The sequence below is a fragment of the Novosphingobium sp. SG919 genome, assembly GCF_012932495.1.
GTDB classification, from domain to species: domain Bacteria; phylum Pseudomonadota; class Alphaproteobacteria; order Sphingomonadales; family Sphingomonadaceae; genus Novosphingobium; species Novosphingobium rhizosphaerae.
The window spans coordinates 396,329-410,912 of the sequence record NZ_JABCNG010000003.1; the positions used below are offsets into that span (position 1 = coordinate 396,329).

12 protein-coding genes are annotated in these 14,584 nt (G+C 68.1%); 9 read left to right on the top strand and 3 right to left on the bottom strand.

Annotation, left to right across the window (positions count from 1 at the left end):
* Positions 1–192 precede the first annotated feature (192 nt).
* The 6 genes from ptsP (at position 193) to FHT19_RS14860 (ending at position 9,115) form a co-directional block, all read left to right on the top strand.
* Complete coding sequence (gene ptsP / locus FHT19_RS14835; RefSeq protein ID WP_179505865.1) at positions 193–2,466, top strand: phosphoenolpyruvate--protein phosphotransferase; 2,274 nt, start codon at positions 193–195, stop codon at positions 2,464–2,466.
* A 139-nt stretch (positions 2,467–2,605) separates the two neighbouring features.
* Positions 2,606–3,619, top strand: coding sequence for a helix-turn-helix domain-containing protein (locus FHT19_RS14840; protein ID WP_169475725.1), 1,014 nt, complete (start codon positions 2,606–2,608; stop codon positions 3,617–3,619).
* Between the two features lie 198 nt (positions 3,620–3,817).
* On the top strand, positions 3,818–4,873 hold the full coding sequence (locus FHT19_RS14845; RefSeq protein ID WP_169475726.1) for a tetratricopeptide repeat protein: 1,056 nt from the start codon (positions 3,818–3,820) through the stop codon (positions 4,871–4,873).
* Positions 4,874–4,892: 19 nt separating this feature from the next.
* Positions 4,893–5,846 carry a tRNA lysidine(34) synthetase TilS gene (gene tilS, locus FHT19_RS14850; RefSeq protein WP_248290496.1) on the top strand — a complete coding sequence of 318 codons (954 nt, stop codon included), beginning with the start codon at positions 4,893–4,895 and terminating at the stop codon, positions 5,844–5,846.
* Between the two features lie 112 nt (positions 5,847–5,958).
* Entirely contained in the window at positions 5,959–7,911 is a 1,953-nt protein-coding gene (gene ftsH, locus FHT19_RS14855; RefSeq protein ID WP_168555699.1) for an ATP-dependent zinc metalloprotease FtsH, read from the top strand.
* A 196-nt stretch (positions 7,912–8,107) separates the two neighbouring features.
* The gene (locus tag FHT19_RS14860; protein ID WP_169475727.1) at positions 8,108–9,115 is read left to right on the top strand and encodes a ligase-associated DNA damage response exonuclease; all 1,008 of its coding nucleotides are present in this window, start codon (positions 8,108–8,110) and stop codon (positions 9,113–9,115) included.
* Positions 9,116–9,145: 30 nt separating this feature from the next.
* On the opposite strand, the gene FHT19_RS14865 is transcribed toward FHT19_RS14860, so the two are convergent.
* Entirely contained in the window at positions 9,146–9,490 is a 345-nt protein-coding gene (locus FHT19_RS14865) for a hypothetical protein (RefSeq protein ID WP_169475728.1), read from the bottom strand.
* 94 nt (positions 9,491–9,584) lie between these two features.
* Between FHT19_RS14865 and FHT19_RS14870 the strand changes: the two genes are divergently transcribed.
* Together FHT19_RS14870 and FHT19_RS14875 are read left to right on the top strand one after the other, a co-directional pair.
* Positions 9,585–11,192, top strand: a complete 1,608-nt coding sequence (locus tag FHT19_RS14870) for a cisplatin damage response ATP-dependent DNA ligase (protein WP_169475729.1) — start codon at positions 9,585–9,587, stop codon at positions 11,190–11,192.
* A gap of 71 nt (positions 11,193–11,263) precedes the next feature.
* Entirely contained in the window at positions 11,264–11,677 is a 414-nt protein-coding gene (locus FHT19_RS14875) for a group II truncated hemoglobin (RefSeq protein ID WP_168555695.1), read from the top strand.
* A 7-nt stretch (positions 11,678–11,684) separates the two neighbouring features.
* Here FHT19_RS14875 and FHT19_RS14880 read toward each other — a convergent pair whose 3' ends face one another.
* On the bottom strand, positions 11,685–13,031 hold the full coding sequence (locus tag FHT19_RS14880) for a TldD/PmbA family protein (RefSeq protein WP_169475730.1): 1,347 nt from the start codon (positions 13,029–13,031) through the stop codon (positions 11,685–11,687).
* Positions 13,032–13,116: 85 nt separating this feature from the next.
* Positions 13,117–13,512 (bottom strand): hypothetical protein, encoded by a 396-nt coding sequence (locus FHT19_RS14885; protein ID WP_168555693.1) that lies wholly within the window; start codon positions 13,510–13,512, stop codon positions 13,117–13,119.
* 246 nt (positions 13,513–13,758) lie between these two features.
* On the opposite strand from FHT19_RS14885, the gene lptB reads away from it, so the two are divergent.
* Positions 13,759–14,547 (top strand): LPS export ABC transporter ATP-binding protein, encoded by a 789-nt coding sequence (lptB, locus tag FHT19_RS14890; RefSeq protein WP_168555692.1) that lies wholly within the window; start codon positions 13,759–13,761, stop codon positions 14,545–14,547.
* Positions 14,548–14,584: the final 37 nt, after the last annotated feature.

Sequence of the window (14,584 nt, forward strand, 5' to 3'; positions counted from 1 at the left end):
CGAATATGCACCTGGATTGATGAAGGCCGGCTCCCACCACGGGGCCGGCCTTTTGCGTAGGCATGATACTTTGACCGGGCCGGGACGTGGCCGGCGCAGCGGGCGCCGCCGCAGCAGAGTTGCATACGAATATTTCCGCAATGGCAGCAGGCCCCGTTTGCAAACCCGATGGGCTGCGCTAGGCCTTTGCAGATGTTGACTGCCGTTGCCTCTGCCCGCGCGATCCTCACCTCGCTGCACGAGGTCATGGCCTCGCGCTCCGGCGCGCAGGCCAAGCTGAACCGCATCGTCGACGTGATCGGCGAGAACCTCAACAGCGAAGTCTGCTCGATCTATCTGCTGCGCGAAGGCATGCTGGAACTGTTCGCCACGCGCGGGCTGGAACAGGCTGCCGTGCACGTCACCCGCATGGCGGTGGGCGAGGGGCTGGTGGGCACGATCGCCCAGAATATAGAGACGCTGAACCTGGCCGAGGCGGCGTCTCATCCCGACTTCGCATTCCGCCCCGAAACGGGCGAAGAGCGCTTTCACTCGTTTGCCGGCGTGCCGATCGTGCGCCGCCAGCGCGCGGTGGGCGTGGTGGCGGTGCAACATGTCGATCCGCGCCGCTATGAAGAGGTGGAGATCGAGGCGCTGCAGACCGTCGCCATGGTCCTGGCCGAACTGATCGCCAATGCCGAGCTGATCGACGACGAGGACGTGGCCGGCGTGCCCGACCACCTGACCGGGCCCGATCGCCTCAAGGGCCAGACCCTGGTGAAAGGCCTGGCGGTGGGCCAGGCGGTGTTCCACCAGCCGCGCGTGACGATCGAGCATGTCGTGGCCGAAGATACCGAGGCGGAGCGCCAGCGGGTCTATCGCGCGTTCGACAAGATGCGCGAGCAGATCGACCGCATGGCCAGCCAGGCCGAATTCGGCGTGGGCGGAGAGCACGAGGAAGTGCTCGAAACCTATCGCATGTTCGCCTACGACGAAGGCTGGAGCCGCCGCATCAACGAGGCGATCGATTCCGGCCTGACGGCAGAAGCCGCGATCGAGCGCGTGCAGCAGCGCACCCGCATGCGCATGCGCCAGATCGACGATCCCTTGCTGGCCGACCGCATGCACGACCTGGAAGACCTGTCGAACCGCCTGCTGCGGATCGTCTCGGGCCAGCTGGGCACGGCCGCGAGCATGGGGCTGAAAGGTGACGCGATACTGATCGCGCGCAACTTGGGCCCGGCGGAACTGCTGGAATACGACCGGCGCCGGCTGAAGGGCGTGATCCTGGAAGAAGGCTCGCTGACCGCGCACGTGGTGATCGTGGCACGGGCCATGGGCATTCCGGTGGTGGGCCGCGTGCGCGCGCTGCGCGGCAAAGTGCGCGATGGCGATATCCTGCTGGTGGATGGCGACCAGGGCGTGATCGATGTGCGCCCGGCGCCCAGCCTGGTCGAAGCGTTCGAAGCGCGCTTTGCCAAGAACCGCGAGCGCCAGGCCCATTACGCCACGATGCGCGATGTGGAGCCGGTCACGCGCGACGGGCAACGCATCACGGTGATGATCAACGCCGGCCTGCGTGACGACATGCCGATGCTGCCGCTGACCGGGGCTGACGGCATCGGCCTGTTCCGCACAGAATTCCAGTTCCTGGTTTCGGCCACCATGCCCCAGCGCGAGCGGCAGACCAGGCTCTATCGCGATGTGCTGGAAGCGGCGGGGGATCGCCCGGTGGTGTTCCGCACAGTGGATATCGGTGGGGACAAGGTCCTGCCCTATCTGCGCCACAACGAGGGCGAGACCGAGGAAAACCCGGCCATGGGCTGGCGCGCGTTGCGCGTGGCGCTGGAGCGCGATGGGCTGCTCAAAGTGCAGGCGCGCGCACTGATCGAGGCGGCCGCCGGACGCACGCTCAACGTGATGTTCCCGATGGTGACCGAGCCGTGGGAATTCGATGCGGCCAAGGCGGTGTTCGAAAGCCAGGTGGCGTTCCTGCGCAAGCAGAAGAAGCTGCTGCCCGAAGCGATCCGCTATGGCGCGATGCTGGAAGTGCCGGCGCTGGCCGAATGCCTCGATATCCTGGCGCCGCGCCTTTCGTTCCTGTCGATCGGCACGAATGACCTGACGCAATTCCTGTTTGCCGCCGATCGCGCCCATCCCAAGCTGGCCGAACGCTATGACTGGCTCAGCCCAGCGATCCTGCGCTTCCTGGCGCGGGTGGTGCGCGATGTGGCGCCGTTCGGCACGGCGTTGACCGTGTGTGGGGAAATGGGCGGGCGGCGGCTGGAAGCGCTGGCGCTGCTGGGGCTGGGCATCACCCGCCTGTCGATCACGCCGGCGGCGGTGGGCCCGGTCAAGGAACTGATCCGCAAGGTGGATCTGGGCGAGATTCGCAGTGCGATGGACGGCTGGTTGCGCGCGCCGCAAGCCGACATGCGCAGCGTTCTGGCCCAGTGGGCCTGTGCACAGGGCATCGATTGCGATTGAACCGGGTTCGCATGGCCGTTTTCGCCGGTTGCGCGCCGCAAAACGGTTGACTTTCGCGCAATTGCAACGATCCCCTTCTAGCGGCTTTTCATCAAGCCACCGGGTTGCAAAACAAGCATAGAAAGACGGGAGCCGCGCCTTGGCCGACTCGATCGGGTCAGATTTCCATTCCCCCCAGCCAGACGCAGCCGCCCCGGCTGGCGTGCCAGATCGCGTGGGCGCCACCTTGCGCGCCGCACGCGAAGCGCAGGGGCTTTCGCTCAAGGATATTGCCGCGCGCACGCGCATCACGGCGCGCCATGTCGAAGCGCTGGAAGCGGGCGACTATGACAGCCTGCCCGGCCGCCCTTATGCCCTGGGTTTTGCTCGCAGCTATGCCAAGGCGGTGGGGCTGGACGAAGCTGCGATCGCCCAGGCCGTGCGCACCGAATTGAGCGCCCGCGCGCCCGCGCCCGAAACCCGCGTGATCCACCAGTTCGAAGCCGGCGATCCGGCCAAGACGCCTTCGCGCCTGGTCAGCTGGCTGGCGGGCCTGCTGGTGGTGGCGGTGCTGGGGCTGGGGCTGGTGTTCTGGCGCAGCTATTACTGGCCCTCGGCCGAATTGCCTGCGCTGGTCGGCCCGGAAGAGCCCAAGCCAGTGGCGGCCAAGCCGGCCGCGCAGCCCAGCGCCCCGGCGCCCGCCGCCCGGCCCAACGGCCCGGTGGTGTTCACCGCGCAGGAAGACCGCATCTGGGTCAAGTTCTACGATGGCAGCGGCAAGCAACTGGTGCAGAAGCTGATGGCCAAGGGCGAAACCTATACCGTGCCCGATGGCGTCACCGATCCCAAGCTGTGGACCGGGCGTCCCGATGCCCTGACGATCACCATCGGCGGCCAGGCCGTGCCGCGCATTGCCGACAAGCAGGGCATCGTCAAGGATGTGGCGGTCAGCGGACCGGCGCTGTGGGCCCGGGCCGACCGCGCGGCAGCTGCCGCGCCAGCGCCGGACGGCCAGGCCGTTGCCGCCGGTGCGGACGCTGGCCCGGCACATCGCCTGGTGCGGCGGCGCACGGCAACGACCGCCCCGGTGAGCGCCGATGCTGGCGGTGACGCCGCCGCCCAGCCGGCCGTGGCCAATGCCGCGCCCGAAACGGCAGCGCCCGCAACGAATTGATCGGTACCAACCGATCGGCCGGAATCGCATCAAGGCTCGACTTGTCGCGCGCGGTGCGGCACCTTGTGGCCCTTCGCAAAACATCGTGGGCGGCAGGCTGCGTGCCTGCCCATCCAGCACATTCACGCAGCATTGGTAAAGCATGCGCCGGGGGGCGGATGCTGTCGGGGGCGGCAGATGATCGAGACGGGAGTTACCATGAAGACCAAGTTCCGCACGGCCAGCCCCACATTGCGCCCGGCGCGCCAGGGGCTGGTGCCCGGGGCCGCGCTGTTTGCCGCCATGGGCCTGGCCCTGGCCGGCATGCCGGTGCTGCCGCAGGCCGCCCATGCCCAGTCCGTGGGCAATCCGGGTGAAACCACCGAGGCGCGCCTGCGCCGGCTGGAAGCGGAAATCCGCGCCTTGCAGCGCAAGGTCTTTCCCGATGGCGCCGGCCGCACGTTCGGCCCGGAAATCACGGCCACTCCGCCTTCGGCCACGCCGCCGCCGCCCAGCGTGGCGACCACGCCGCTGACCGACGTGCTCTCGCGCCTGGATGCGGTGGAAGCGCAGCTGCGCCAGGTGACCGCCGCGAGCGAGGAAAACCAGAACCACCTGAGCAAGCTGGACAGCCGCGTTGCGGCACTGGAAACCGCCGCAGCGCCGCCGGCGGGGGCACCCGCGCCCACCGCCAATTCCGGCTTCCCTGGCGGACCGACCGGGGCGAGCGCCGCACCCGCCACGCGCCCGGTGCCCCCGGGTGACGCTTCGACCAGGGCGCCGACCGTTACGCCGACCGTTGCACCCACCCCGGCGCCGACCCCGGCCAAGCCTTCGCCCGATCGCGTCGCGGCCGTCGCGGCGATCGAGAAGCCGTCGACCGGCGACAAGCAGGCCGACGAATACACGTATGGCTTTCGCCTCTATGACGCCAAGTTCTATCCCGAAGCGCAGGTGCAGCTGACCAAGTTCGTCACCACTTATCCCAAGGCCAAGCAGATCAGCCTGGCGCGCAACCTGCTGGGCCGGGCCTATCTGGAAGATGGCAAGCCGGGCACGGCGGCGCAGTGGTTCCTGCAGAACTACCTGGGCGACAAGAAGGGCGATCGCGCGCCCGACAGCCTGCTCTACCTGGGCGTGGCGATGACCCGCATCAACGACACCAAGCGCGCCTGCGGCGCCTTTGCCGAACTGCGTGATGCCTATCCCGACCAGATCGCCGGCCGCCTGAAAAGCCAGTACGACACCGCGATCAAAGGGGTGAAGTGCGATTGAGCCTGCGCCCGAAGACCTGATCCGCTTCACCCGCGATTGGGCCGCGCTGGGGCTGGATGATGCGGCGTGCGTAGGGCTGGCGGTTTCGGGCGGGCCAGACAGCTGCGCGCTGCTGCTGCTCGCCGCAGCACACTGCCCCGAACGCATTGCCGTGGCCACGGTGGACCATGGCCTGCGGGCCGCAGCTGCGGCCGAGGCGCAGGAGGTGGCCGCGCTCTGCGCGCGATTGAGGGTGCCCCATGCCACGCTGAAGATCGACCTGGGTGGCGGCCGCGCCATCCAGGCCCGTGCCCGCACCGCGCGCTATGCCGCGCTGGCCGGTTGGGCGGGCGCGCAGGGCCTGGCAGGCCTCGCCACGGCGCACCACCTGGACGACCAGGCCGAAACCCTGGCCATGCGCCTCAACCGCGGGGCGGGGGTGCGGGGCCTGGCCGGCATGCGCACACAGGCCATCGTGCCGGGAAGCCGGGGCCTGCCGCTATGGCGGCCCTTGCTGGGCTGGCGCCGGGCAGACCTTGCCGCGGTGGTGGCACGCGCCGGGGTGGTGGCGGCCGATGATCCGTCCAACCGCGACGGCCGCTTTGAACGGGTGCGCGTGCGCGCCGGGCTGGCCGGTGCCGATTGGCTCGACCCGGCCGGCTGGGCCGCCAGCGCGCAGCATCTGGGCGAAGCCGATGCCGCGCTGGACTGGGCGGCGCGGCAGCTTTTCGCGCAAGGCTGGCAGAGCGCGGATGACGGGCGAGGGGGCATGCTGGCGGTGCCGGCCGATCTGCCCCAGGCCCTGGCCCTGCGCCTGCTGGAGCAGGTGCTGGCGGCGCTCGATGCCGGAGCAAATGCTCCGCGCGGGGCAGAGCTGGCACGCTGGCATGGCGCCCTGGCGCAAGGGCAGGTGGCCACGCTGGCCGGGCTGCGCGGCGAAGGCCGGGGGGCGATCTGGCATTTTTCGCGCGCCGCACCCCATCGGGCAGGGTGAAAAACACCGCTTTCGTGCCGTTATTGCAGCCTTGGGCGGGTCACGCGCGATTCGGCAACTTGCCATTCAGCGGATCGCACCTACCTTCCCCAGTGAAAGGATTGCGTGACCGATGAACGATGACCAGCCGCAGGGAAATCCCTGGATGAAGAGCCTTCTGGTGTGGGGGGGTATCTTCCTCGCCCTGCTGCTCGTGGTCTCGATGTTCGGGGCACGCAGCGATGCTTCGGGAACGCAGATCGGCTATTCCGATTTCCGCGCCCGCGTGGCCGAAGGCCAGGTGCGCGACGTGCAGATCGGCGCCGACAAGATTTCCGGCACGCTGAAGAACGACCAGACCTTTACCACCACGCCCGTGGATGGGGACAAGGAACTGCTGCCCAAGCTGTTGCAGGACAACAACGTGCCCTACACCGGCAAGGCGCAAGAAGAGCCCAACATGCTCGTGTGGGTGCTGGCGCAGTCGCTGCCGTTCCTGCTGATCCTGGGCGTGGCGTTCTTCGCCCTGCGCCAGGTGCAGAAGGGTGGCGGTTCGGGCGCCATGGGCTTTGGCAAGTCCAAGGCCAAGCTCCTGACCGAGCGTTCGGGCCGCGTGACGTTTGACGACGTCGCCGGCATCGACGAAGCGCGCGAGGAACTGCAGGAAATCGTTGAATTCCTGCGCGATCCCAGCCGCTTTTCCAAGCTGGGTGGCCAGATTCCCAAGGGTGCGCTGCTGGTCGGCTCGCCCGGTACCGGCAAGACCCTGCTGGCCCGCGCGATTGCCGGCGAAGCGGGCGTGCCGTTCTTCACCATTTCGGGTTCGGACTTCGTCGAAATGTTCGTGGGCGTGGGCGCGAGCCGCGTGCGCGACATGTTCGAGCAGGCCAAGAAGAACGCGCCGTGCATCGTCTTCATCGACGAAATCGACGCCGTGGGCCGCCATCGTGGCCATGGCCTGGGCAATTCCAATGACGAGCGCGAGCAGACGCTGAACCAGCTGCTGGTGGAAATGGATGGGTTCGAGGCCAACGAAGGCATCATCATCATTGCCGCCACCAACCGGCCCGACGTGCTCGATCCCGCACTGCTGCGTCCCGGCCGCTTCGACCGCCAAGTGGTGGTGCCGGTGCCCGATATCGAGGGCCGCGAAAAGATCCTGGGCGTGCACATGAAGAAAGTGCCGTTGGCGCCCGACGTGAACCCGCGCGTGATCGCGCGCGGCACCCCCGGCTTTTCGGGCGCGGACCTGGCCAACCTCGTCAACGAAGCTGCCCTGCTCGCCGCGCGCCGCAACAAGCGCCTGGTGGCCATGCAGGAATTCGAAGACGCCAAGGACAAGGTGATGATGGGCGCGGAACGCCGCTCCATGGTCATGACCGAAGACGAAAAGAAGATGACCGCCTATCACGAGGCGGGCCATGCGATCGTCTCGGTGTTCGAGCCGGCTTCCGATCCGATCCACAAGGCCACGATCATCCCGCGCGGCCGCGCGCTGGGCATGGTCATGCGCTTGCCCGAACGCGACAGCTATTCCTATCACCGCGACAAGATGCACGCGAACCTCTCGGTTTCGATGGGCGGGCGCGTGGCCGAGGAAATCATCTTCGGGCACGACAAGGTCTCGTCGGGCGCCTCGGGCGACATCCAGTATGCCACGGGCCTGGCGCGTTCGATGGTGACCAAGTGGGGCATGTCGGAAAAGCTGGGGCCGCTGCAGTATGAAGACCAGCAGGAAGGCTATCTGGGCATGGGCGGTTCGGCCCGGCTCATGGCCTCGGAAGACACCAACAAGCTGATCGACAGCGAAATCCGCGCGCTGGTGGACCAGGGCTATGCCCGCGCCGTGGAAATCCTGCGTGCCAACGAAGACAAGCTGCACCTGTTGGCCCAGGCCCTGCTGGAATATGAAACGCTGACCGGTGACGAGATCAAGACGCTGATGGACGGCGGCCAGCTGGAACGGCCCGAAAGCTTCTCCGGCCCGGCGCGGCCGATCGCCGCACCCGGTGCCACGGTGCCGCGCGCCGGGCGCCGTTTCGTCGGCGGTGGCAGCAACGGCGGGTTGCAGCCGCAGGGGGCTTGACCCTCGATCCTCCCCGCGCGCGGGGAGGTGGCAGGCCGCAGACCTGACGGAGTGGCGACGCCTTGCGCTGCTGCTGCCCCTCCACCACCGCTTCGCGGCGGTTCCCCTCCCCATCGATGATGGGGAGGTTTTTTGCGCCCATCGGGCCCAACGCCCATCTGGAACCCAAGGGGCCTGCGGTCCATTGTCACCGCACATGGCCCTTGACCTTGCCTGGATTCGCCCCGAGCCGCAGGGCATCTATCTGCCCCCGGCTGATGCCTGGATCGATCCGGCGCATGCCGTGGCCCGGGCGTTGGTCACGCACGGGCATGCCGACCATGCGCGCGGCGGGCACGGGCAGACCGTGGCCACGGCGGCCACGCTGGCGATCATGGGCTTGCGCTATGGCGTGATGCCCGAAGGTGGGCGCGTGGTGGACTATGGCGGCAGCATGGACCTGGATGGCGGTATCCGGGCCACGTTCGTGCCCGCCGGGCACGTGCTGGGTTCAGCCCAGATCCTGCTGGAGCGCGATGGCCAACGCGTGGTGGTGACAGGCGATTACAAGCGCCGGCCCGATCCCACTTGCGCGCCGTTCGAAGTGGTGCCCTGCGACGTGTTCATCACCGAGGCGACGTTTGGCCTGCCGGTGTTTCGCCATCCGCCGATCGATGAGGAAATCGCCCGCCTGCGTGAAGCCCTGGCAGCCCATCCGCAGCGTTGCGTGCTGGTGGGCGCCTATGCCCTGGGCAAGGCGCAGCGCCTGATTGCCGAACTGCGCCGTGCGGGGCACGATGCGCCGATCTTTCTGCACGGGGCGATGGAGCGGATGTGCGGCCTCTATCGCGAATGGGGCATCGACCTGGGTGACCTGCGCCCGGTCGCCGGCGTGGCCAAGGCCGACGTGATGGGGCACATCGTGGTCTGCCCGCCATCGGCGCTCAACGACCGCTGGAGCCGGCGCCTGCCCGATCCGATCACCGCGATGGCATCGGGCTGGATGCGGGTGCGGCAGCGCGCACGGCAGCGCAACGTGGAATTGCCGCTGGTGATTTCCGACCACGCCGATTGGGATGAACTGACCGCGACGATCACCCAGGTGAACCCGGCTGAAACCTGGATCACCCACGGGCGGGAAGAAGCCCTGCTGCGCTGGTGTGCGCTCCACCAGCGCCCGGCACGTGCCCTGGCGCTGGTGGGGTATGAGGATGAAGATGATTGAGCGGCGCAGATGATGGATCCGCTCCGCGCCTCAATGCAGGGCGGCGAGGTCCGTCTGCACCTTGCCCAGCACTTCGGGCGTGAGCTTGTCGGGGGCAAAGCCCGACAGGTCCTTGAGGCTCATGCTCTTGAAGCTCTCGAACTGCGGATGGCTGGCCAGGCCGGGCAGATCCTTGTCGATCACCGCCTTGGCCTGCGCATCGGCCACCAGGGTGGCAATCGGCGTATCGAGCGTGAAGCGGGCGCCAGCGGTGGGTGCGGTGGCGGGCGTGGACTGGCTCGCCGGCACGGTGGGTTCGGCCGCATGGGCGGGCGCCGCGGCCATCAGGGCGGCGGGCAGCGAAAGCAGGGCAATGGTGGCAAGACGCTGGGTCATATGCGTTTCCTGGCTGTGAGCCCTGGCCATACCACCGCGCGCGACGGTGCGGCCAATGAATTCGGCTTAACTTCCAAGCGGGGGAGGGCCTGACATGGAACGCTTTGCCGCCCTCGTCGATGGCCTGGTCTATACCCGATCGCGCAATGGCAAGCTGGCATTGCTGGCCGACTACCTGCGCACCACGCCCGATCCCGATCGCGGCTGGGCGCTGGCAGCATTGACCGATGGGCTGGATTTTCCGGCGGTGAAGGCCAGCACCGTGCGCGGCCTGCTCGACGCGCGGGTGGACGAAGTGCTGTGGCGCCTGTCGCGCGATTATGTGGGCGATACGGCGGAAACGGCCAGCCTGCTTTGGCCAGAACCGCATGCGCCCCAGCCACCCCCGCCCAGCGTGACCGAGGTGGTGGAAACGTTGGCCGGCGCGACCCGCGCCACGGCGGCGGAGCGGCTGGCCGGGCTGCTCGACCGGCTCGATGCCAATGGGCGCTATGCCCTGCTCAAGCTGGCGACCGGGGCGATGCGCATCGGCCTGTCCGCGCGGCTGGCCAAAGTGGCGTTTGCCCAAGCCTTTGGCGTGGATGTGGAGGCGGTAGAGGAGTTGTGGCACGGCCAGGCGCCGCCCTATGCCGACCTGTTTGCCTGGGCCGCCGATGGCGCGCCGCCGCCCGACGCGCAAAGCTTGCCGCTGTTCCGCCCGTTCATGCTGGCCCAGCCGCTGGAAGAGACGGTTGTGGACCTGAGCGCCTTTGCCGCCGAATGGAAATGGGACGGCATTCGCGTGCAACTGGTTCATGTGCCCGGCCAGGACGGCGGGCAGTCTCGGCTCTATTCGCGCGGGGGCGACGATATCTCCGCCAGTTTTCCCGAAATGACCGATGCGTTGCGCGTGCCAGCGGTGCTCGACGGCGAATTGCTGGTGCGTGGCAGCCATCAAGGCGGCGAAGCGGGCGGGGCGGCCAGTTTCAACGCGTTGCAGCAAAGGCTCGGGCGCAAGAGCGTGAGCAAGGCGATGCTGGCCGAATATCCCGCGTTCGTGCGGCTTTACGACGTGTTGCTGCTGGAAGGCGAAGACTTGCGCCCGCTGGGCTGGGAAGCGCGGCGCGCGGCGCTGGAAGACCTGGTGCCTCGGCTGGACCCCGCGCGGTTCGACATTTCGCCGGTGATCGCGGCGGAAACCCTCGATGAGCTTGGCGAAATTCGCGCCCGCGCGCGCGACGACGCGATCGAGGGGGTGATGCTCAAGCGCCGCGATGCGCCCTATGTGGCGGGGCGTCGCACCGGTCTGTGGTACAAGTGGAAGCGCGATCCGCTGCTGATCGACTGCGTGCTGATGTATGCGCAGCGGGGCAGTGGCAAGCGATCGTCGTTCTATTCCGATTTCACCTTTGGTTGCTGGGACGGCGATCCCGATGCCGGGGCAGACCTGCTGCCGGTGGGCAAGGCCTATTTCGGGTTCACCGACGAGGAACTCAAATGGTTGGATCGCTTCGTGCGGCAGCACACCGTCAACCGCTTTGGCCCGGTGCGCGAGGTGGATCGCAGCCTGGTGCTGGAAGTGGCGTTCGATTCGGTCCATGCCAGCAAACGGCACAAGTCTGGCCTGGCCATGCGTTTCCCGCGCATCCATCGTATCCGTGCCGACAAGCCCGCGCACGAGGCGGACCGCCTGGATACCTTGCGCGGCCTGGTGGCGGATTGATACCGGTCAACGCGGCTGCCCGCGCGCGGCGATAGGGACGAGCATCCCATCCCTTGCGCGAAAGGCCCATCATGGCAGCCTCTGCCGAAGCCACGCTTGCTACCCCGTTCGAACGCATCGGTGGCCACGCCGCCCTGCGCCGCATCACCGACCGGTTCTATGACCTGATGGAAAGCGATCCGGCCTATGCCGCCTTGCGCGCGATGCACGCGGCCGACCTGGCGCCGATGCGCGCCGCGCTGCCCAGCTTCCTGGCCGGCTGGTGCGGCGGCCCGCGCGATTGGTGGCAGGCCAATCCAGGCAAGTGCATGATGTCGCTGCACAGCCCCTTTCCGATCGACCAGGAAACGGCCGGTCAATGGGCGCAAGCGATGCGTCGCGCGATTGCCGATGTGGCGCCGGCCGATGCCGAGCTGGCGCAGGCGATGGGCGACGTGCTGGAGCGCATGGCGCTGGGCATGGCGCGCGATGGGGCGCGCGGGTAGCGCGCCTTCAGTCCCCCGCCACGCTCATGCCGTCGATGCGCAGCGTGGGCACGTCGATGCCGCGTTCGATCTTGAGGTCGTCGGCCGGAACCAGCGCGGCGAACATGTCGAGCAGGTTGCCGGCGACGGTGAATTCCGCGATCGGGCCGGCGATTTCGCCGTTGACGATGCGGAACCCGGCCGCGCCCCGGCTGTAATCGCCGGTCACGCCGTTGACGCCGTGGCCGATCAGTTCGGTGACATAGACGCCATCGGCGATATCGGCGATCAACTGCGCGCGCGTCACTTTGCCTGGTTCGATCACCAGGTTGCCCGCCGTCACATGCGGCGCGCCCGATCCCCCGCGCGAGGCGTGGCCGGTGGGCGCGGCGCCCAGCTGGCGGGCGGCGGCGCTGTCCATCAGCCAGCCGGTGAGGCGGCCGGCATCGACCAGCTTGCGCGGGGCGGTGGGCAGGCCTTCGCCATCGAACGGGCGAGAGCGCAAGCCGCGCCGGCGCAGCGGATCGTCGGTGATCGTCACGCCCGTATCGAAGATCTGCGCGCCATCCTTGCCCAGGAGGAAGCTGGCACGGCGGGCAATCGCCGAACCCGAGATGGCGCCGAGCAGATGGCCGACCAGCGAACCGCCCACGCGCGGATCGAACACCACCGGCACCGCGCCGCTTTTCACGCGGCCGGGATTGAGCCGCGCCACGGCGCGCTCGCCCGCTTCGCGACCGATGTCGGCGGCGGCACGCAAGTCTTCGACAAAGCGCGTGCTGGCCCAGGCATAGTCACGCTGCAAGGCGCCGCCTTCACCCGCGATCACGCTGGCCGAGACCGAATGGCTGCTGGCGGCATAGGCACCGGCAAAGCCGTGGCTGGTGGCGAGCGCCACCACGCCGCGCCCGCTGCTGGCGCTGCCGCCCTCGCTGTTGGTCACGCCGGGTACGGCGCGGGCGGCGTCTTCGGCTTCCTGCGCCAGGCGCCGCAGATCGGCCGGCGCCGGTTCGGCCGGATCGTCCAGTTCCAGATCGGGGAAGGGGCTGCGTGCCAGCAGGGTCTCGTCGGCGAGGCCGGCAAAGCGATCGGCCGGTGCGGCGCGGGCCATGGCCACGGCGCGCGCGGCCAGTTCATCGAGCGCGGCATCGCCAAGGTCGGTTGAACCGATCGAGGCCGAGGCGCCATCGACGAACACGCGCAGGCCGATATGTTCGGATTCGGAGCGCTCCACGTCTTCCAGCGCCCCCAGGCGCACGCTCACGCTTTCCGACCCGCTGGCAAGGTACACCGCATCGCCTGCCTGCGCCCCGGCGCGGGCGGCACGGTCGATCAAGGCCTGGCAACGCTCCTGGGCCTGGGCGGGGGTCAACATCGGCGTACTCCAGCTTGGCCGGCCGCCTATGGCCGGGCTGCGCTGCTCCTAGCCGTTGGGGGAGGCGGCGGCAATCAGCCGCCCATCAACCTGCTATCAGGGCCAAGAGCCCTTCGATCACCACGGTAACCAGCAGCGGCAGGCCGATCGAAACGGCCCAGATGGTCAACCGGGCACGCGTCAGCGCCTGGGCCAGGGCGGCCGGATCATCGACCAGACGCAGGGCCGTTGCGTCCCATTTCTTTTCCATGCGGCGGTAAAGCGGGATGATCGCGCCGACCAATGCCACCAGCGCCAGCATCGGCAGCAGCGTGTTGTCGGCCTCTTCCAGCGCCCGCATCGTCAGGAAGATCTGCAAAGCGGTATAGACCATCAGCCCATAGGCCACGGCGTTGCTGATGCGCTTGTGCGCCGCTTCGATCCTGATGGCGCGCTCGCTTTCCGATGTGCGCGCGGGGATGAAAGACCCGGTTGTGCCCATGATGGCCCCTCTCATGCGCCAATGGTGTGGGTTGCATAACACCATGGCCCTCGCCCCGGCGCAAGGGCCCTGCACGCCGCGCTGTCCCACCTGGGGAAAAGGGCCGAAGCGATAGGGATTGGCCATAAGGAAAGGCCCGGATAGGCGCGGGCGCCGATGTGCCGGATGGCCCATCCCATGCACGAACCTTGCCAAGGACAACGGCTTGGGCTTTGCCCCGGCGCCGGACCCGGCTATGGGTGGGGCATGACTGGCTCTTCCTCTGCGCTCGCGCCTGCATCGGCGCCTGGTTCCGCCGCCGTGCCCATTCCGCAGGGCGGGCTAGAGGTGGTGTCCATCGCCAAGTCCTATGACAAGCGGGCGGTCCTAACCGACATTTCGCTGTCGGTGGGCAAGGGCGAAGTGCTGGGCCTGCTCGGCCCCAACGGCGCGGGCAAGACCACCTGCTTTTATTCGATCATGGGGCTGGTGCGGCCGGATTCGGGCCGCATCCTGCTTGATGGCGTGGATATCACCAAGCTGCCGATGTACCGCCGCTCGGTGCTGGGGCTGGGCTATCTGCCGCAGGAAACCTCGATCTTTCGCGGCATGACGGTGGAACAGAACATCGCCACCGTGCTGGAACTGGTGGAGCCGGACAAGGCCACCCGCGTGGCCGAACTGGACCGCTTGCTCGACGAATTCAGCCTGACCCGGCTGCGCACGAGCCCGGCCATGGCGCTTTCGGGCGGTGAGCGGCGGCGCTGTGAAATCGCCCGCGCGCTGGCCGCACGGCCTTCGATCATCCTGCTCGACGAACCCTTTGCCGGGATCGACCCGCTCTCGATCAGTGATATCCGCGATCTGGTGAAGGACTTGAAGAAGCGCGGCATCGGCGTGCTGATCACCGACCACAACGTGCGAGAAACGCTCGATATCGTCGATCGCGCCTGCATCATCTATGGCGGGCAGGTGCTGTTTGCCGGCAGCCCCGAAGCGCTGGTGGCCGATCCCAACGTGCGCAGGCTCTATCTGGGCGAGGGCTTTACGCTGTGAGGCGTGGCGCCTTTCGCATTCCCTTTACCATACGCGC